The organism is Dyella mobilis (assembly GCF_016904945.1).
In the GTDB taxonomy this organism is placed as follows: domain Bacteria; phylum Pseudomonadota; class Gammaproteobacteria; order Xanthomonadales; family Rhodanobacteraceae; genus Dyella_B; species Dyella_B mobilis.
Window position 1 is genome coordinate 877,560 of sequence record NZ_JADIKF010000040.1, and the last position, 18,757, is coordinate 896,316.

An 18,757-nucleotide genomic window follows, 5' to 3' on the forward strand; every position below is an offset into this window, starting at 1 on the left:
TTAGGATCGAATTGAAACAATTCGACGACAAAGATGATCAAGATCCGGATATATCAAATCAGCTCGATAACCCAGCCGCTCTAGATCATCCCTAAGCTTAGGCGTTGCCACTGGCTTTATATCTATGCGATATAAATGTGCATCCATACCGGGGACCTGGTTTAAGGGAATGGAATCCGAGCCATGCACGGTGAAGCAACCAGATTGAGCAATTAACCGTGGATTAGAAAACGTCGGCTCTATGGAGATTGGTCCACTCGGTCTCTTAGTGCCATCAAACGACGAGGTTGGCCGCAGCGTATCTGGCAAATAAGATCCAACAAGCTTTTCTACCTCCGGCGGCCCATATCCCATCTTGGGGATAAAGATTCTAGGATCATTGTGAACTAATTCATTTACCTTATAGGCATTCAGAACCCAAACAACCGGCGATAGGTCCGAACTCACTTTCTTCTCTTCAAAATCAAGAGCAAAGAATAATGCGACAAGCGGTGACTTACTCCAATCAAGGAGCCTTGTCGGCAATCCGTGATGCTGCATAAGACTATAAATTTCCCAAGAGCCAGAAAATTTAGTCCCGCCATACATCGGCAAACTTACGAGAAATTCATCTGTAATCGACTCTTCATCGATTTCGGACCCTTTCTTTTTTTTCCTAAAGGCACCTGGCGTTAAATGATACTGCCCATTCATCATGCCGCGGAACCAGATGCTATCTGGGGCCAAATTAATTTGATCCGAGATGTCACCGATCGCATCGATATATTCCGCAATTGTGGATATTTTTTTCGCGTTTTTTGCTCTCATCCCTTACCCACCTTTTGATGAAACATATCGAAGTTGAATAGATGATTCATTGAATAAAATTAAGCGCTCACAACCTCTTTCCAGCCCACTCTGGACGTTTTCAAGTAATCGCATCATTTCCCGAAAGACTATTCAATTTATTGCAACCGACAGCAAACACAGGAAAAAAGGCGGCCGCTAAAAAACGCGTATATGCAAAGTACCAAGCCGGCAGGCCCATCCGGAACTAGAGTGCTCCGAGCACACCACTACTTGGCTTGGCGCGTAAGCCAGTCAACCCGAGGCCAACCATGTCCCAGTTAGAAGCCCAGTCTTCGCCTGAGCACACGCAACAAACGACATGGCGCTTGCCGCCATGACCAGAAACGTGTTCATTTCTCCCCCTGTTCTTCTGCTAGAACCGGATTCCCGGACCTGATGCTAGCAAGGGAGTGTGATGAGTGGCGTGAAGGTTTGGTGATGGTAGACCTGCTGGCCTACCTCACTCTGCTTGCAATGAAATGAAGCGGCTGAGAGGAGTGTAGATTTGTCGCTCCGAACAACACCTCACACCAACCCTCTCCCCAGAGGGGAGAGGGCATTTTGTAACGGAGTTTGTTACATGTTGCGACGATATTCCCCACCCACGTCATACAGGGCATGACTGATCTGCCCCAACGAGTTGTACTTCACCGCCTCCATCAACTGCTCGAACACATTCTTCCGCTCGCGCGCGGTGTTCTGTAGCGTCTTGAGGCTTTCCGGCGCCAGGCTGTTGCGGGCTTTGCCGAACGCCTTCACGTTTTCGATCTGCTGGCCCTTCTCTTCTTCCGTGGAACGGATCAGTTCGATCTCGGTGGCGATTTCGCCGCCGTGGTCTTTGGGCAGGAAGGTGTTGACGCCGATCAAGGGCAGGCTGCCGTCGTGCTTTTTGTGTTCGTAGTACATCGATTCTTCTTGAATCTTGCCGCGCTGGTACATGGTGTCCATGGCGCCGAGTACGCCGCCGCGCTCGCTGATGGCTTCGAATTCCTTGTACACCGCCTCTTCCACGATATCGGTCAGGGCGTCGACCACGTGGCTGCCCTGCCAGGGGTTTTCGTTGAAGTTGAGGCCGAGCTCTTTGTTGATGATCATCTGGATGGCTACGGCGCGGCGCACGCTTTCTTCGGTGGGCGTGGTGATGGCTTCGTCGTAGGCGTTGGTGTGCAGACTGTTGCAGTTGTCGAACAGGGCGTACAACGCCTGGAGCGTCGTGCGGATGTCGTTGAACTGGATTTCCTGCGCGTGCAGGGAGCGGCCGGAGGTCTGGATGTGGTACTTCATCATCTGGCTGCGGGCGCTGGCACCGTAGCGCTCGCGCATGGCGCGGGCCCAGATGCGGCGAGCGACGCGGCCGATCACGGTGTATTCCGGGTCCATGCCGTTGGAGAAGAAGAAGCTGAGGTTCGGCGCGAAGTCGTCGATATTCATGCCGCGCGCGAGGTAATACTCAACGATGGTGAAGCCATTGGATAGCGTAAAGGCGAGCTGGCTGATCGGGTTGGCGCCGGCTTCGGCGATGTGGTAGCCGGAGATGGAGACCGAATAGAAGTTGCGCACCTTGTGGTCGACGAAGTATTGCTGGATGTCGCCCATCATGCGCAGCGCGAATTCAGTGCTGAAGATGCAGGTGTTCTGCGCCTGGTCTTCCTTGAGGATGTCGGCCTGCACGGTGCCGCGCACGGTTTGCAGGGTTTCCTCTTTGATGCGCGCGTAGGTGTCGGCATCCACCAGTTGGTCGCCGGTGACGCCGAGCAGGCCGAGGCCGAGGCCTTCGTTGCCCTTGGGCAGGTCGCCGGAATATTGCGGGCGCGCCTTGCCGGCGAAAAGTTCGCCCATGCGCTTTTGCGCGGCGGTCCAGCGGGCGGGATCTTCCTTGAGGTATTTCTCCACGTTCTGATCGATCGCGGTGTTCATGTACATCGCGAGGATGATCGGCGCGGGACCGTTGATGGTCATGGAGACGGAGCTGCTCGCCGCGCTGAGGTCAAAGCCGGAGTACAGCTTCTTCATGTCGTCGAGGGTGGCGACGTTGACGCCGGAGTTGCCGATCTTGCCGTAGATGTCCGGGCGCGGTGCGGGATCTTCGCCGTACAGGGTGACGGAGTCGAACGCGGTGGAAAGACGCGTGGCGGCGCCGCCCTGACTGAGGTAATGGAAGCGGCGGTTGGTGCGCTCGGGCGTGCCTTCGCCCGCGAACATGCGGGTGGGATCTTCACCGCTGCGGCGGTACGGGTACACGCCACCGGTGTAGGGGTAATGGCCGGGAAGGTTTTCGCGCATAAGGAAGCGCAGCTGGTCGCCCCAGTTCTTGGTCTTGGGCGGCGCGACCTTCGGGATTTTCTGGTGGCTGAGCGATTCGCGGTAGTTTTCCACGCGAATGACTTTGTCGCGCACCTTGTATTCGTTCACCTCGTCGGTGACGGACTTGTACAGCTTGGGCCAGTCGCGCAGCAGGTGCACGGCTTCGCTGCTGAGTTCGCGCAGGGCGGCGTTGTAGCGCTGGCGCAGCACCAGCAGAGTGCGGTCGGTGCTGGTGTCGTGAGTGGAATCGTGGTCGTAGCGTTCCAGTGCGCGCGGCAGCTTGTCGTCGCCCAGTTCTTTCAGCGATTCGTAGTAATGCTGCGCCTTGCTGGCGAATTCGGCTTCGCGCTCGATGCCGGTGTTGATGCCCCTGCCCTGCTCAGCGATTTCGGCGAGGTAGCGCACGCGGGCGCCGGGGATCAGCACGGTGGCGCGCGGCTCTTTGAGGGTGATGTCGAGGTTGGGCTGCCAGTTGCAGTGTTCGCCTTCGATGCCGTGCTCGCTCTTGCCGGTGAGCTTGTCGCGCATCAGGCGGCACAGGTTGGTGAACATCCAGGTGACGCCCGGATCGTTGAACTGGCTGGCGATGGTGGGGTACACCGGCACGTCTTCGTCTTTCATGGTGAAGGCGGTGCGGTTGCGCTTCCACTGTTTGCGCACGTCGCGCAGGGCGTCTTCGGCGCCGCGCTTGTCGAATTTGTTGAGCACCACCAGTTCGGCGAAATCGAGCATGTCGATTTTTTCGAGCTGGCTGGCGGCGCCGTAGTCGCTGGTCATCACGTAGACGGGGAAGTCGACCAGGTCGACGATTTCCGAATCGCTCTGGCCGATACCGGCGGTTTCCACGATCACCAGGTCGTAGGGCTGGCTCTTGAGGAAGTTGATGCAGTCGTGCAGCACTTCGTTGGTGGCGGCGTGCTGGCGGCGCGTGGCCATGGAGCGCATATACACGCGATGGCTGCGCAGCGCATTCATGCGGATGCGGTCGCCGAGCAAGGCACCACCGCTGCGGCGGCGCGTCGGGTCGACGGCGAGCACGGCGATGCGCATGTGCGGGAAGGCGTGCAGGAAGCGCAGCAGCAGTTCGTCCACCACGGAGGATTTACCGGCGCCGCCGGTGCCGGTCATGCCGAGCACGGGAGTCTGCTTGCCGGCCAGCGACCACTCTTTGCGCAGGCGGGCGAGTTCGACTTCGGCGAGCTTGCCTTCCTCGATGGCGGAGAGCATGTGGCCGATGCTGATCTCGTCGTTGATATCGACGGTGGCGGGCACGGCGTCAGTCTGCTCGCGCTTGGCGGCAGCGCCGCCGGCGCGGTTCATCACGTCTTCGATCATCTCGGTGAGGCCGAGCTTCATGCCGTCGTTGGGGTGGTAGATGCGCTCCACGCCATAGGCTTGCAGTTCGCGGATTTCCTCCGGAGTGATGGTGCCACCGCCACCGCCGAACACGCGGATGTGCGGGGCGCCCTTCTCCTTGAGCATGTCCACCATGTACTTGAAGTATTCGACGTGGCCGCCCTGGTAGGAGGACAGCGCGATGGCGTCGGCGTCTTCTTGCAGTGCAGCACGCACCACGTCTTCCACCGAGCGGTTGTGGCCCAGATGAATGACTTCCGCGCCCTGCGATTGAATGATGCGGCGCATGATATTGATGGCTGCATCGTGGCCGTCGAACAGGCTGGCGGCAGTGACGAAACGCAGGGGAGTGGTTTCGGCCTGCGCTGCGCTGGCAGGGACGTGCTTGGCGGGGGAACTCATGGGGACTCCGACAACGTGTGCGTGGAATCTTCCTATTCTAGTGGGGTTGGGGGGCGGGCGCTTGGGGTGGTGGCTAGGGGGTTGTTCTTAATGAGGAATTTTTAACGGTGCGGGTTTTTCTTGCTCTTCGCTCTGGGGAGATTTTCTCCCTCTCCCCTGCGGGGAGAGGGTTGGGGTGAGGGGGCACTCTTGCGCGGCGTTGCGTTGGTGCGGTGGTTGGAAAAAGAGCGCGCACGTCGTGCACGGACATACTTTTCGCAAGCCTTGGCCCCTCACCCCGGCCCTCTCCCCGGAGGGGAGAGGGAGGAGAGCGCAGATGGCGTAACGAAAATTTCAGTGCGTCCCTAGAATCCGTTGAGATTGTCCGGCAAGGCCGCCACGCTGCCGCATGCTCGCCCTGGACCTATCCAGACGGGGACGAGCCCATGACTTCCGCCAAGCGATTCCGCCTGTCGCGTATTGCGATGTGGCAACAAATTCTTATTGCCATGATTCTCGGGATGGCTGCCGGGCACTTCATTGGCGAGCCGGCCAAGATGCTGCAACCGCTGGGCGACGTGTTCATGTCGCTGATCCGCATGTGCGTGGTGCCGCTGGTGTTTGTGTCGGTGGTGTGCGGCATCAGTTCGCTGACCGATCTGGCCGCCATGCGGCGTATCGCGTGGAAGTCGATTGCCATCTACATGGTGTCGATGGCGATCATGGCGGTGCTGGCGATGGGGGCGGCGAGCTTCTTTCAGGTCGGCAGCGGCTTGCATCTCACGGTCGGTACGGGCGCGGAAGTGGCGAGCGGTTCCACCACCATCAAGGATGCGCTGCTCAGCGCCATTCCTTCCAACCCGTTCAAGGCATTTGCCGATGGCGCGCTGTTGCCAACGATCGTGTTTGCGATTCTGTTTGGCCTGGCGATCAATTTCACCGGTAACGCGGCGGCGCCGGTGCGCAAGCTTTTCGACAGCATGTCGGCGGTGGTGTTCAAGTTGATCGGCATGGTGCTGAAGTTTGCCCCGTTCGGCGTGTTCGGCCTGATGGCTCACGTCACCGCGGACCACGGTTTCTCGGTGCTGGGGCACTTGGGTGCACTGGTGGGCGTGGCGTATGCGGTGATGCTGTTCTTTATCGTGGTGGTGTGCAGCCTGATGTTGCTGGCGTTTCGCATCAATCCGCTGCCGTTCCTGCGCAAGGCCTTGCCGGTGCAGCTGTTTGCCTACTCGTCGGCGAGCAGTGCCGCCACGCTACCGCTGAACCTGGAAACCACGCAGCAACGCCTGGGTGTGGACAAGCGCGTGGCCAGCTTCGTGCTGCCGCTGGGCTCCACGGTAAATATGGCCGGCCTGGCGGTGTATCTGGGTTCGGTGGTGATCTTTGCCAGCAACGCTTATGGCATCGAGCTGTCGCTGTCGCAATTGGTGATGGTGGTGGTGACCACCACGCTGGTCTCGATCGGTGCAGCGGGTGTTCCGGGTGCGGCGCTGGTGGTGATGGGCCTGGTGTTGTCGTCGGTTGGTTTGCCGCTGGAAGTGATCACGGTGATCGCCGCGGTGGATCGCCTGCTGGACATGCTGGCCACCACCACCAATGTCACCGGCGATACGGTTACGGCAGTGATGGTGGCGAAATCCGAAGGCGCTTTGGATGAGAAGTGCTACCAAAGCGCCTGACGGTGTCTAGCGCTTTGCAGAGTGAATGGCCGTGCTGGTACCAGCACGGCCATTTCGTGTGATGGACTCACACTTTCGGCGAAGGAATGCGCACCAGCAGGACGTCGTGCGAATGCAGTGCGATGGCTTGATGATCCTGCAGCGTCACCGCCTTGCCCGTCCACAGATCCTCGCCTTGCTGCGTGCCGTGCAGGCCCAGTTTGGAAAGATCCAGATGGAACGGATGCGTGCCGGCATGACGCGTTCCACCAACGTTGAATACCGCCACCGCCAGCGCACCGCCCTGCAAGGGACGCGTCCACACTTCCACTTCACCGTCGGCATAGGCGCGGGTGGCCTGCTTGCCTAGCGCATCCTGGTCGATTGCGATCACTTCGCGGCGGGTGAGAATGTCGCGCACAGCCGGTGTCATGTGCGCCAGATCGTTACCGGCCAGCAGCGGTGCGGCAAGCATCGCCCACCAGCTGAAGTGCGAGCGGTTTTCCGCGGCGGTGAGATGGCCGTTGCCGACTTCCAGCATGTCCGGATCGTTCCAGTGGCCAGGGCGCGAGTATTTGGCAAGCCCGGCTTGCTGCGAGGCAAGCGTATAGATGCGATCCCAGTCCGGTGAGATATCGCCAGTGGTGCGCCACAGGTTGCCGCCGACGCTAGCATCGGAAGCCCACTCCCATACCGCATCCATGCCGTACTGGCACAGGGAGTAGACGATCGGCCGATGGACCGTGTTCAAGGCCTCGCGCATGGTTCGGTAGGCGCCTTCCATCAAGCGCATCTGTGCTTCCGGATCGTTCGGCGCTTTTTCCTTCATCACGTCGCCGTAGCTGCAAAGATCGTATTTGAGGTAATCCACGCCCCAGTCGGCGTACGTCTGCGCGTCCTGCTTTTCGTGCCCAAGCGAGCCGGCGAAACCTGCACAGGTTTTCGGGCCCGGCGAGCTGTAGATGCCAAGCTTCAGGCCCTTGCTATGCACGTAGTCGGCCAGTGCCTTCATGTCGGGAAAGCGTGCGTTGGGGTGGATGACACCCTTCGCGTCGCGCTCGCCCTGCCAGCCGTCGTCGATATTCACGTAGACATAGCCGGCATCGCGCATGCCGCTGGTCACCATGGCGTCGGCCGCCGCGCGCACGTCGGCATCAGTGACTTTTTCAGCGAAGAAATTCCAGCTATTCCAACCCATCGGCGGCGTTTTGGCCACGGGCGTTTCGGCATTCGCGGTGCCGGAAATCGTGAGAAGTACAGCTAAGACGATGCACGAAAAGCGCATGGACAACCTCGTTATGAGTGTGGACACAGGTGGGCGTGGCGATGTATCGATGCCTTCTTCGGCATCGGTGGCGACGCCGATAATCACTTCGCGTCACGCCAGCGCAAGCATTCTTGGCCCATTTCCAACGCAATTTCCACACAATTTTTCAGTTGTGCAGACATGCGCATCGCTCGCCGCTTTTTTTGATCAAGCGGCCTCTCGCCATGGTGAACGAAGATGGTTACGTGCACGGCGACAGACGAAACGTTCGATGCGAGCAATCGATTCCCGAGTGAACTCGCCCCTCTCCGGCAACGGGAGGGGCCCTTTTTTTGCCGCACCAGGAAACAGAGAAATGCGGCGTCGATGGTCAACGCGGCACCACGTCCCGCCCGACTCGCTTGATGTGCTGCTCCACGTACATCGCCGCCGCATCCGGATCGCCGCAGACGATGGCCTCGTAGATCAGCCGATGTTCGGACACATACAGCCGCACGCGCTTGGCCTCATAGATGCCTTCGTCTTTCAGGCGCTTCCACAGCGGCTGATCCATGGTCTTGGCGACCACGTCGGCGATTTTCACCAGCAGCGGATCGCCGGTCATCACGGCAAGCTGGCGATGAAACATGCGGTCGCTGTCGTTCCACAGCGCACATTGTTCGAGATCGGCAATGTCGTCGATCGATTCCATGCGGGCCAGATAATGCTCGGCCAGCGCATCCGGTTTCGCGCGCTGCGCCGCGCGCCGGGCAATGGCAGGCTCCAGAATCAGGCGAAGATCCAGCGTGGAGCCGGGGCTGAAATCGGGGTCGGCCTCGATGTCGCCGATCGTCGCGGCCAGCGACAGCAACTGCAGCGCATCGCCGCTGACATACGTGCCGGCGTCGCGGTGCGTGACCACCAGGCCCTGGTTCTGCAATGCGCCGATGGCCTCGCGCACCGCCGGCCGCCCTACGCGGAAGCGGGAGGCCAGCTCGCGTTCCGACGGCAGCCGTTCGTCGGCATTGAACTGGCCGTTGCGGATATTGCCGCGAATGCGCTCGGCAACCTGCTCATAGACTTGCTTGGGACGAAAGGACCCGCCGAAGACTGCCTCGTTCTTGGCCATGCACGCCTCCCATCGGCTTTTATTGGCGACTACTCGCTCGGCGAGTATAGCGATCCGTTTGATTGTCACTGTGTGGTGGCCTACATTTCAGCCCACTCGCGCGCCAGCAAGGGGGAAGGATGAAGCCGGATCGTTTCATCGACACCGTGGAAGTGCATGCCGCCGGCGAGGCGTTTCGCATCGTCACCAGCGGCTGGCCCAAGCCTTTGGGTCGCAGCATCGTGGAACGCCGCGCCTGGCTGAAAGAACACGCCGACCACTTGCGCCGCGCCCTGATGCTGGAGCCACGCGGCCACGCGCACATGTACGGCGGCTACCTGACCGAGCCCGTCAGCGAAGGCGCCGACCTCGGCGTGATCTTCATGCACAACGAAGGCTATAGCGATCATTGCGGCCACGGCGTGATTGCGCTGGCCACGGCGGCGGTGGAGCTGGGCTGGGTCGAGCGCAGCAAGCCGGAAACGCGCGTCGGCATCGACGCACCATGCGGCTTTATCGAAGCATTCGTGCAATGGAACGGCGAGCACGCCGGGCGTGTACATTTCGTCAACGTGCCCTCTTTCATCTGGCAGCGCGATGCCGTGGTGCAAACGCCGTCCTTTGGCGAAGTGCGCGGCGACATCGCGTTCGGCGGCGCCTTCTATTTTTATGCGTCGGGCCGGCCATTCGGGCTGTCGATCCGCGAGACCGAGGTGGATCGGCTTACCCAATTCGGCGACGAGGTAAAGCGCGCCGCCAACGCGATGTACAAGGTCGTGCACCCGCAGATTCCCGAGATCAACCACATCTACGGGACGATTATCGACAACGCGCCGCGCCACGCCGGTTCCACACAGGCCAACTGTTGCGTGTTCGCCGACCGCGAAGTGGATCGCTCCCCCACCGGCTCCGGCACCGCCGGCCGCGTGGCGCAGTTGTTCTTGCGCGGCGAACTGGCGCGGCAGGACACACTGGTGAATGAGTCCATTATCGGCACGATCTTTCGCGGCCGCGTGCTGGAGCAAACCACGCTCGACCGGTTCGATGCCGTGATTCCGGAAATCGAAGGCGACGCATACGTCTGCGGTTTCGCCCAGTGGCTGATCGACGAGCGCGATCCCCTGACCCACGGATTTCTGGTGCGCTGACGATTTGTGCCGACATCGTCATCTCTCCGACGAAATTTTCCTCAAGACCTGAGCCGCCACGCTTCCCACACTGGAGAACGCCAGCTTTTGTGCTGGCGATAACGCCATTGAGCGAACGAACCGTCGTTTCGCGACCCGGTTCGTCACACATCCAGACATTGGGAGGGTAGATCATGTTACGACCCGCAATGCTTTCGAAAGGATTGGCGCTTGCCTGTTGGGGACTGGCAAGCATCGGCGTAGTGGATACTGCGTTTGCCGCGCAGGCATCACCTGCATCCAAGGTGACGTTGAACGAAGCCGTCGCGCTTCAAGCTGGCGATCAAGCGACGTTGATGGGTTCGAGTGCGCCGGTTCGCGTGAACGTCGTGCTGAAAATGCACAACCCGGCCGAACTGCAGCAGATCGCTGAAGCCGTGCGAACGCACCAGCGAAATCCGTTGTCGGACAGCGATCTGGCCAATCGCTACCTGCCCACTCGTGCCGATGCGCAACGCGTTTCCGACTTTCTGCACGCCAACGGCTTCGATCAGATTTATATCTCCAAGGACAATGTGATCGTCACGGCCGTGGGTACATCGGCCAATGTGCAGTCCGCTTTCAAGACACGCCTTTACAGCCTGCATCGCGGCAAGCGGTCTGGTGTGGCGAATGCCGATCCGGTGAGTATTCCTTCCAGCCTGAGCGATGTGATCGGCGCGGTGCATGGCTTGCGCTCCTACGCCGAGCGCGGCACGTCGGCAGCGAAGGTTGCCGCCAGCACCAAGGGCAAACTCACCTGGAAGGGCAAGGGCGCGCCGGGTGCGGAGTCGACGGAGGGCGTGGTGGCCTGCCGCGAATGCGTGCACGGCCCTACCGACTTTCCTTCGCTGTACGGCGCCAGCAACCTCGCACCGGCGAGCAATCAGGTGGTGGCGGTGATCGGCGTGGGCGATCAAAGCAACACCAATTATCTGTATCAGACCTGGGCCAGCAATTACGGCTTTCCGTTCATTCCGCTCAATGTGACCTACCCCACCGGCTATACGCCCGGCGATTACGAGGCGCAGACGGAGGCCGCGCTCGACGTGGATGCGGTCGCCACCATGACCGGCGGATTGCAGAACATCGCGTTTTACTCGGCACCGTCGACCAATCTCGATGACGAACTGACTGCGGTGACGGCCGCGATCAACGACAACCGCTCGACCATTTCTCTTTCGTTCGCCGCCAGCTGCGATTCGGATATCGGCCAGGATTTGCGCACCAGCTGGGATCAGGAACTTTCGGCGGCGGTCGCCAAGGGCATCACAGTGTTCGCCGTCACGCAGGACGACGGTGGCTATCCGGGATGCTCGAACAACCAGAGTTCCACCGGCTTTCCGGCCAGTTCGCCGTATGTCGTTTCGGTGGGTGCGTCCACACTTTTCAATACGGTGGACTCCTACTCCACCTACGATCACGAAACCTTGTGGACCGGTAGCGAAAGCGGACCGGCTGCGACCGAGCCGCGCCCGGCTTATCAAAACGTGGTTTCCAACATCGTAGGCAGCATGCGCGGCACGCCGGACTTCGTGATGGATGGCGACCCGAATTCCGGTTTGTGGATCGTCACCGGCGGCTATGACAGCACCGGTACCTATCAAACGGAATGGGCCGTCTACGGCGGCACCAGTCTCGCCGCACCGCTACTAGCCGGCACGTATGCAAGATTGCTGCAAAGTGGCATCCCGCCGTATTTCTGGCAGCAAAATTTCTACGAGCTCGGCGTGGGCCAGGTCAATCACACCAACACCGATTGCGTCAGCTGCTACAACCTGCTGACCGGTGGCAGCAACGGAGCTTATTCCGTGGTCCCGGGGCAGTTCAACCAGGCTTCCGGATGGGGTTCGTGGAATGCAGGTTCGCTTGCGACGGGGTTGCAGCTTCAGCGGTAAAACTGCAACGCCCCTCTTCGAATGGAAGAGGGGCGTTCCGATTCGTAGGTTGGGTTACCCCGGACTTGATCCGGGGGTAATCCAACCATTCAGAGGTGAGTGACGAGGAGTGAGTATTGAGAACGCGGCAAGGCAGCATTCTGGCTCGTTCTTGCTTCTCTCTTCTCTTTTTCTCACTTGCAAACCGTTGGGTTACGCTGCGCTAACCCAACCTACCTGGGGTCTGTTAGCACAAACCAAATGGCAGGTTCGGCGTCGCCACCACGCGATCGCCCACGCGTTCGCCGCGAATGAATGCCATGCTGGCTTCGATCACTTCCGGTGCATCCAGCACGCGGTGATGCCCCAGCCCTTGCGTGGTGAGCAGGCGCGAACCGGGCCAGTAGCGTGCATAGCGCTCGCCCTCTTCCCACGGCACTTCGCGATCGTTGAGGTCGTGCACGATCAGGCCGGGCTGGCCGAGGGTCGGCACGTGGCGATGCACGGCGAAGTCGCGCGGCGAAGCGCCAGTGCGCTGCTTGAACCAATTGAAGAAGCGATCGCGCAGATGCTCGCCCAAGCGCACGAAGCGGATAAAGCGATTGGCGGCCGCTTCCAGGTCTGCCGCAGGCGCCACCAATACCAGGCGCTGCGCACGCCAGCTTTCGTCTTGCGCCAGCGCCAAGGCCGCGCCGCCCATGGAATGGCCGATGCCCAAAGCAGCGGTGCCGAAATGCCGGCCGACTGCGCGCGTGGCGTCGACGCAATCGGGCAAGGTGCACAGCTTGCCGGTGCTGGCGCCGTGGCCGGGCTGATCGAAGCTGACCACTGCAAAGCCGCGTTCGCGCAATTGGTTCACCCACGGCAAATAGCGCAGGCCGAAGCTGGACCAGCCATGCACCAGCAAGGCGTAAGGCTGCCTGGAAGGATCGCCCCATACATACGTCGCGATGGTTTCGCCACCGACCTGCAACTGCCCGCGCTGCATCTCGGCATCGGGCTGCGCGGCGCGCGCGCGGCTGCGGCTGCTGGCAAAAGGCGTGGAGAACAAACGTGCGGCGCGATCCACGGTGCGTTGCGGTGCAAGCCGGCTGCCGAGGGTGAACGCGATGCGCACGGCGCCGAGTTTCCACGCCTGGTGGGAACTGCGCGCGCGTGGCGTTGCTGTCTGACGAGTCATGGGGTGCTCCTGGGGGTTCAGGGCTGATAACTGGTGAACAGGCGATCGAGTGCGGCCCAGGCGTGGCGGCGGGCTTGTTCGAAACCGAACAGGCTGGCGTCGTGATGCAGGCCGAGCATCAGTGAGTAGAGTTCAAACGCGAACTGGTCGGTGTCGATGCCGCTGCGCAGATCGCCGGCGTCGATGGCCTGGTCGATTGCGCGGACGATTTCGCGGCGCCAGCCCGACTGCTGTTCTTTCACGCGTTGACGCATCGGGCTGTCGTCGCGGCCGTCGTATTCGGCCACGGCGCTGATCAGCACGCAGCCGCTTTGGTGGATGCGCCCCCACTCGGTCCAGCGTTCCAGCATGGCGCGCAGGCGCTGAAGCCCGCGCGGCTGGCGCACGGCCGGCAGCAGCACAAATTCGACGAAGCGTTTGGTGGCGGCATCGAGCACGGCCAATTGCAGGTCTTCACGCGAACCGAAATGCGCGAAGACTCCGCTTTTGGACATGCCCACACCCAACGCCAGGGCCCCGATGGAAAGGCCTTCGAGGCCGTCCTGGCGAGCCAGTTCGTAGGCGTGGTCGATGATCAGCTCGCGGGTGGCGGCGCCTTTGCTGGGGAGGGTGGCTGCGTTCATGGCGCGAAAAATAGCACGACCGTTCGTATTATTCCAATGTCTGCCGACACCCCTCTCCAAAAGGCGGCCTGAGGTAAGCCAAAGGTCAGCCTCGCCCGGTATCAACAGCGGTTCGAGCGCCGCGGCCCACGCGGACAAGTCATCAGGGGGATGGCGACTCAACTAGCCGGCCACGGAATCGCAAGTAATTCGGCTGATTCCTGAACAAGCGAAAGCAATCACGTCAACAACGCTCGATACGATTGCGTTCCCCGTACTGCCAGCCGCCTGCCGCGGCTGCATTCAAATCTGGAGAGGACACCATGATTAGCTTGACCCGCAAATTGGCCCTTGTTGCTGGCATTGGCCTTGCGCTGGCCAGTGTGAGTTACACCCCGTCCGCCTCGGCGCAGGTTGTCGTCGGCGTGGGCATCGGCGTGGCACCGCCTCCGCCGCGTTATGAAGTGGTTCCGGTGGCACGCCCCGGCTATGTCTGGGTGCCGGGCTACTGGCAATGGAATCCGGGCTGGCATCGCCACGTATGGGTGCAGGGCACCTGGATCGTGGCGCGTCCGGGCTGGCGCTATCACCAGGGCATCTGGGTGCGCGGCCGTGGCGGCTGGCAGTGGCGCGGTGGTTACTGGGGCCGCTGATCCCGCAATAACCTGCGCTCCTTCACGCGATGGAGCGCAGGTTCGGTTCGCTCGAGCACCGATTAAACTTGCGAGTCATTCTGCTCGGATCGACAGATTCTTCGATCCATTCGTCTGGGGAAATCATTCATGTCATTGCGTTTAGCTACGTTGCTGGCCTTGGCCGGCGTTACCGCCATCACTGCCGGTTGCGTGGTGGAGCAGCCTGCTCCGCATCCGCGTCGCGTGGTTTACGTCGCGCCGCCGCCGCCCCCGCCGCCGCAGGTGGTGGAAGTGGTCGCGCCGCAGCCGCCGCCGGTCACGGTGATCGAAGAAGTGCCGCCGCCGCGTCCGGGCTTTATTTGGGCCCGCGCCTACTGGCATTGGGATGGCGGTCGCTACGTCGCCGTGCGCGGTCATTGGGAAGTGGCTCGCCCGGGCTACCACTACGTGCATCCGCACTGGGAGCGCGGCCAGGGTGGCTGGCACTTCCGCGTCGGTGTGTGGGTGGCGGGCTGATCCAGCGCGTTGCCACGAGGCTCGAAACGCCCCGCTTCGGCGGGGCGTTTTTTTGCGCGAAAGCCAATGCGGGAACATTGGGCGCCGGAGCCGGTCGAGGAATGACCTGCATAGCCGGCAACAGGATGTGCTTCGATGCTTCAGCGTCATGGCAGCACCCGAAGATCGCATGCAAACCAGGCGGCCCCATTCGCCCGCAAAAGCCGCGAATGGCTTGAACGCCCGGTTCTGCTGGCGCTGGTCACACTGGGGCACCTGGGCCTGTTGTGGGTGATGCTGCAGCCGGCAACGCCGTTTCAGACCGACCGTAGCAGACGCCGGATCGACGACGACGGCTCGATGCAGCTTCGCTTCATTCATCTGCATGTCGCGCCACCCGTTGCGGCGAAGCCCGTCACCCTTGCCGCTCCTGCGCCGATCGCCCACGTGCCGATCCGTCGCAGTGCGCCGCATGTCGCGCCGGCTGCGCTGCCTGAAACAGCAGCCGCACCAACGCCGACGATGCCCAGCCAGTTACTCGACACTTCGACCCCGGCTCCCGCCGCACCAGGCTACGTCGCCGGCAGCAACGGTTTTCAACAACGACTGCGCGCCAGCGAAAACGCATCGGTTCCGAATGTCCCTGGCGGCGATTTCGTGCCCGGCGCGCCGCGAATCCCCATGATCGAGGAACGCTCGGCCGGCGCGATGGCGGTGCACTTCATTGGCTACCTGTTCGGCGCCCCTCATCCGCACTGCGTGGATGTCGATACCTGGCGGGGTATGACGCCGCAACAGCTCATCGATGCGCACGTGTCGCAAAGCGACATCGACCGTATCGCCGCCGAGAACGGTTGCGTCGAACCGGAGCGCTTCAAGAATGTCCTGCACTGATCGGCGCATGCGAGGCGACGAACAGCGCTACGCGTCGGCGAGCGATGTTTTGGCACCCACGGCGACCATCCGGTCAACGGCCTGTCATGCAAAGGTGGCAGGGGCGGCCTTTGTTGCGCCGCACCAGCGGCCTTTTCCGAGCCGTACTAAACTTATGGGGCTAACTCTTCGCCCCGGCTCCCTGCTGGGGCTTTGAGTTTCAGGCGTCGGGTCCTTGGCGGGGCCGCGCTTCCAATCATGGCTGCCGACCCCGGCACCGTAAAACGTGGAGTCCATGTTCCAATGATTTTCGAAACCATCGCCCAAACCGGCCACGAAGAAGTCGTCTTCTGCCACAACAAAGATGCCGGCCTGAAGGCCATCATCGCGATCCACAACACGGTGCTGGGTCCGGCACTGGGTGGCCTGCGCATGTGGCCGTACAAGACCGAGCAGGACGCCGTGAATGACGTGCTGCGCCTGTCGCGCGGCATGACTTACAAGAACGCCGTGGCCGGCCTGAACCTGGGCGGCGGCAAGGCGGTGATCATCGGCGATCCGTCCAAAGACAAGTCCGAAGCGCTGTTCCGCGCCTTCGGCCGTTTCGTCAACTCGCTCAACGGCCGCTATATCACCGCCGAGGACGTGGGCATCGACGTCAACGACATGGAATATGTGTTCCGCGAAACCGAATACGTGACCGGCGTGCACCAGGTGCACGGCGGCTCGGGCGATCCCTCGCCGTTCACCGCCTATGGCACGCTGCAGGGCCTGATGGCCGCGCTGAACTTCCGTCACGGCAACGAAGACGTGGGCAAGTACAGCTACGCCGTGCAGGGCGCCGGCCACGTGGGCAGCGAATTCATCAAGCTGCTGCGCGAGCAGGGCGCGAAGGTGTTCGTCACCGACATCAACAAGGACGCCGTGCAGCGTTGCGTGGATGAGCTGGGCTGCGAAGCCGTCGGCCTGGACGAAATCTACGACGTCGACGCCGACGTGTACTCGCCCTGCGCACTGGGCGGCACGGTGAACGAACAGACGATCGACCGCATCAAGGCCAAGATCATCTGCGGCGCCGCCAACAACCAGCTGGCCAACGACGCGATCGGCGACGAGCTGCAGCGCCGCGGCGTGCTGTACGCGCCGGACTACGCCGTCAACGCCGGCGGCGTGATGAACGTGTCGCTGGAAATCGACGGCTACAACCGCGAGCGCGCGATGCGCATGATGCGCACGATCTACTACAACCTGGGTCGCATCTTCGAAATCAGCAAGACGCAGAACGTGCCGACCTACAAGGCCGCCGACCGTCTGGCCGAAGAGCGCATCTCGTCCATCGGCAAGATCAAGCTGCCGCACATGGGCAATGGCAGCACGCGCTTTGCCGGTCGCATGCGCGGTCAGTAATTGGCCAAGTGCTCAGGAAAAAGGCCGCCGGGCGACCGGCGGCCTTTTCTTTGCCCACCATTTGGGTCAGCAACTCCTGACTGGCGCGAACCCGTGTGAGCCTGCGCTGATTTTCGGCCCAAGGATCCGCGCCGAAATGTGATCGACGGCGTACAGTAATTCCATGGGCGGCATCCCGCCACGGTAGTTCTGATAGACTTTCCCCTCGCAAGAAAATGTGGCGTAAGGCTTTGCCGCGACAGGCAAAGCCGCCCACGGGATCGAGCTTCAGGGGACCCGCCTCGCGGGTGTAGTACAAGACAAATATCTTCACGGTCTGTGCGTCATCCGGCTGCCGTTCGTGTCGCCGCATCCAACCGCGGCGAACCAACCGGGTGGGAAAGGTTTACGCATGGGCGCCACGGAAGAGCAGACGCGGATTGATGTGTATGAGCGCAATCATGGAAACCGGGATCAGCGATGAGGACATCCTGCTCAGGCTGAAGGATGTGCTGCGCGAAACCTTCGAGATCGATCCCGCCCGGGTGCAGCCGGAAACCCATCTGTTCACCGATCTGGAGCTGGACAGCATCGACGCGGTCGACCTGGCCATCCAGGTGCAGGACATGACCGGCATGCGCATCAAGCCCGAGGACTTCAAGAACGTGCGGACGGTGGGCGACGTGGTCGCCACCGTGCGCGCGCTGCTCAATCGCTGATCCGATGTCCGCGCAGCAGGCGTCCGCCGTCACCGCAGACAGCTTCCGGCCCTGCGCGTTGATTCCCATCTACAACCACAAAGAAACCATCGTCGCGACGGTGAAGGCCCTGCGTGCGCACCGCCTGCCGGTGGTAATCGTGGACGACGGCAGCGACGAAGCCACCCAGGCCGTGCTCCAGGCGCTTGCCGCCAAGGAAACCGCCGTCAAGCTGATTCGTCTGCCGCGCAACGGCGGCAAGGGCCGCGCGCTGACCGCCGGGCTGATCGCCTTGCGCGACGAAGGCCACACGCACGCCCTGCAGATCGACGCCGACGGGCAGCACAACGCCGGCGACGCGCCGCGGTTTCTTGCCGAAGGCCGCGCGCATCCAAGCGCCCTGGTCTGCGGCCACCCGGTATACGACCAGAGCGTGCCCCGCTCGCGGCTTTATGGCCGCTACATCACGCATGTCTGCGTGTGGCTGGAAACCCTCTCGTTCACGCTGCGTGATTCGATGTGCGGCTACCGTCTGTATCCGCTGGAAGCGACGTGTGCCGAGATCGATCGCAAGCCTTTACCGGCGCGCATGGATTTCGACACCGAGGTGGCGGTACGGCTGATCTGGCAAGGCGTACCGGTGCGCAACCTGCGAACCCGGGTGATCTACCCGAAAAACGGCCTTTCCCATTTCCGCATGCTGCACGACAACCTGCGCATTTCCGCCATGCACACCCGGCTGCTGCTGGGCATGCTGCCGCGCGCACCGGTACTGCTGTGGCGCAAGCGCCGGAGAGCTGCATGCGCAATCTGATCGAGTCTCTTTTTGCTCCTTCCCCTGCTGGCAGGGGGAGGCTGGGAGGGGGTGCAGCTTTTTCGCAAACCCGTGCAACCCCGCCCCACTCCTCCCATGCTTACAGAAGAGGGATTCGCCGCCTGTCACGGGGATTTTTTGCGCTCC

The 18,757-nt window shown here is 61.5% G+C and carries 15 protein-coding genes; 9 read left to right on the forward strand and 6 right to left on the reverse strand.

Features of this window, described 5'->3' with window-relative positions; all coding sequences use genetic code 11:
* Positions 1-807 (reverse strand): FRG domain-containing protein, encoded by an 807-nt coding sequence (locus ISS99_RS20305; RefSeq protein WP_204633423.1) that lies wholly within the window; start codon positions 805-807, stop codon positions 1-3.
* A 597-nt stretch (positions 808-1,404) separates the two neighbouring features.
* A complete protein-coding gene (locus ISS99_RS20310; protein ID WP_204633424.1) occupies positions 1,405-4,890 on the reverse strand; it encodes a methylmalonyl-CoA mutase family protein in 3,486 nt (1,161 codons plus the stop codon).
* A gap of 425 nt (positions 4,891-5,315) precedes the next feature.
* Between ISS99_RS20310 and ISS99_RS20315 the strand changes: the two genes are divergently transcribed.
* Positions 5,316-6,551 carry a dicarboxylate/amino acid:cation symporter gene (locus ISS99_RS20315; RefSeq protein ID WP_204633425.1) on the forward strand — a complete coding sequence of 412 codons (1,236 nt, stop codon included), beginning with the start codon at positions 5,316-5,318 and terminating at the stop codon, positions 6,549-6,551.
* Positions 6,552-6,618: 67 nt separating this feature from the next.
* Here the strand turns inward: ISS99_RS20315 and ISS99_RS20320 are convergent, their stop codons facing one another.
* Positions 6,619-7,815: a glycoside hydrolase family 27 protein gene (locus ISS99_RS20320; RefSeq protein ID WP_204633426.1), complete on the reverse strand. Its 1,197-nt coding sequence runs from the start codon at positions 7,813-7,815 to the stop codon at positions 6,619-6,621.
* 352 nt (positions 7,816-8,167) lie between these two features.
* Positions 8,168-8,905, reverse strand: a complete 738-nt coding sequence (locus tag ISS99_RS20325; protein ID WP_204633427.1) for a FadR/GntR family transcriptional regulator — start codon at positions 8,903-8,905, stop codon at positions 8,168-8,170.
* Positions 8,906-9,024: 119 nt separating this feature from the next.
* On the opposite strand from ISS99_RS20325, the gene lhpH reads away from it, so the two are divergent.
* Positions 9,025-10,032: a trans-3-hydroxy-L-proline dehydratase gene (gene lhpH, locus ISS99_RS20330; RefSeq protein ID WP_204633428.1), complete on the forward strand. Its 1,008-nt coding sequence runs from the start codon at positions 9,025-9,027 to the stop codon at positions 10,030-10,032.
* Between the two features lie 173 nt (positions 10,033-10,205).
* Positions 10,206-11,948 (forward strand): S53 family peptidase, encoded by a 1,743-nt coding sequence (locus ISS99_RS20335; protein ID WP_204633429.1) that lies wholly within the window; start codon positions 10,206-10,208, stop codon positions 11,946-11,948.
* Between the two features lie 226 nt (positions 11,949-12,174).
* Here the strand turns inward: ISS99_RS20335 and ISS99_RS20340 are convergent, their stop codons facing one another.
* Both ISS99_RS20340 and ISS99_RS20345 read right to left on the reverse strand, forming a co-directional pair.
* Positions 12,175-13,107: an alpha/beta hydrolase gene (locus ISS99_RS20340; RefSeq protein ID WP_204633430.1), complete on the reverse strand. Its 933-nt coding sequence runs from the start codon at positions 13,105-13,107 to the stop codon at positions 12,175-12,177.
* 17 nt (positions 13,108-13,124) lie between these two features.
* On the reverse strand, positions 13,125-13,730 hold the full coding sequence (locus tag ISS99_RS20345) for a TetR/AcrR family transcriptional regulator (protein WP_204633431.1): 606 nt from the start codon (positions 13,728-13,730) through the stop codon (positions 13,125-13,127).
* Positions 13,731-14,032: 302 nt separating this feature from the next.
* Here ISS99_RS20345 and ISS99_RS20350 point away from each other — a divergent pair, with 302 nt between their 5' ends.
* The 6 genes from ISS99_RS20350 (at position 14,033) to ISS99_RS20375 (ending at position 18,610) form a co-directional block, all read left to right on the forward strand.
* Entirely contained in the window at positions 14,033-14,362 is a 330-nt protein-coding gene (locus ISS99_RS20350; RefSeq protein ID WP_204633432.1) for a YXWGXW repeat-containing protein, read from the forward strand.
* A gap of 129 nt (positions 14,363-14,491) precedes the next feature.
* A complete protein-coding gene (locus ISS99_RS20355; protein WP_204633433.1) occupies positions 14,492-14,860 on the forward strand; it encodes a YXWGXW repeat-containing protein in 369 nt (122 codons plus the stop codon).
* Positions 14,861-14,995: 135 nt separating this feature from the next.
* On the forward strand, positions 14,996-15,733 hold the full coding sequence (locus ISS99_RS20360; protein WP_204633434.1) for a hypothetical protein: 738 nt from the start codon (positions 14,996-14,998) through the stop codon (positions 15,731-15,733).
* A gap of 282 nt (positions 15,734-16,015) precedes the next feature.
* Positions 16,016-17,119 (forward strand): Glu/Leu/Phe/Val dehydrogenase dimerization domain-containing protein, encoded by a 1,104-nt coding sequence (locus ISS99_RS20365; RefSeq protein ID WP_204633435.1) that lies wholly within the window; start codon positions 16,016-16,018, stop codon positions 17,117-17,119.
* A 428-nt stretch (positions 17,120-17,547) separates the two neighbouring features.
* Positions 17,548-17,817 (forward strand): acyl carrier protein, encoded by a 270-nt coding sequence (locus ISS99_RS20370; protein ID WP_204633436.1) that lies wholly within the window; start codon positions 17,548-17,550, stop codon positions 17,815-17,817.
* 4 nt (positions 17,818-17,821) lie between these two features.
* Positions 17,822-18,610: a glycosyltransferase family 2 protein gene (locus ISS99_RS20375; protein ID WP_204633437.1), complete on the forward strand. Its 789-nt coding sequence runs from the start codon at positions 17,822-17,824 to the stop codon at positions 18,608-18,610.
* Positions 18,611-18,757: the final 147 nt, after the last annotated feature.

Excerpts from the sequence above, each read along its gene's own strand:
- ISS99_RS20305 (WP_204633423.1), bottom strand. The coding sequence starts at position 807 with ATGAGAGCAAAAAACGCGAAAAAAATATCCACAATTGCGGAATATATC.
- ISS99_RS20310 (WP_204633424.1), bottom strand. The coding sequence starts at position 4,890 with ATGAGTTCCCCCGCCAAGCACGTCCCTGCCAGCGCAGCGCAGGCCGAA.
- ISS99_RS20315 (WP_204633425.1), top strand. The coding sequence starts at position 5,316 with ATGACTTCCGCCAAGCGATTCCGCCTGTCGCGTATTGCGATGTGGCAA.
- ISS99_RS20320 (WP_204633426.1), bottom strand. The coding sequence starts at position 7,815 with ATGCGCTTTTCGTGCATCGTCTTAGCTGTACTTCTCACGATTTCCGGC.
- ISS99_RS20325 (WP_204633427.1), bottom strand. The coding sequence starts at position 8,905 with ATGGCCAAGAACGAGGCAGTCTTCGGCGGGTCCTTTCGTCCCAAGCAA.
- lhpH (WP_204633428.1), top strand. The coding sequence starts at position 9,025 with ATGAAGCCGGATCGTTTCATCGACACCGTGGAAGTGCATGCCGCCGGC.
- ISS99_RS20335 (WP_204633429.1), top strand. The coding sequence starts at position 10,206 with ATGTTACGACCCGCAATGCTTTCGAAAGGATTGGCGCTTGCCTGTTGG.
- ISS99_RS20340 (WP_204633430.1), bottom strand. The coding sequence starts at position 13,107 with ATGACTCGTCAGACAGCAACGCCACGCGCGCGCAGTTCCCACCAGGCG.
- ISS99_RS20345 (WP_204633431.1), bottom strand. The coding sequence starts at position 13,730 with ATGAACGCAGCCACCCTCCCCAGCAAAGGCGCCGCCACCCGCGAGCTG.
- ISS99_RS20350 (WP_204633432.1), top strand. The coding sequence starts at position 14,033 with ATGATTAGCTTGACCCGCAAATTGGCCCTTGTTGCTGGCATTGGCCTT.
- ISS99_RS20355 (WP_204633433.1), top strand. The coding sequence starts at position 14,492 with ATGTCATTGCGTTTAGCTACGTTGCTGGCCTTGGCCGGCGTTACCGCC.
- ISS99_RS20360 (WP_204633434.1), top strand. The coding sequence starts at position 14,996 with ATGCTTCAGCGTCATGGCAGCACCCGAAGATCGCATGCAAACCAGGCG.
- ISS99_RS20365 (WP_204633435.1), top strand. The coding sequence starts at position 16,016 with ATGATTTTCGAAACCATCGCCCAAACCGGCCACGAAGAAGTCGTCTTC.
- ISS99_RS20370 (WP_204633436.1), top strand. The coding sequence starts at position 17,548 with ATGAGCGCAATCATGGAAACCGGGATCAGCGATGAGGACATCCTGCTC.
- ISS99_RS20375 (WP_204633437.1), top strand. The coding sequence starts at position 17,822 with ATGTCCGCGCAGCAGGCGTCCGCCGTCACCGCAGACAGCTTCCGGCCC.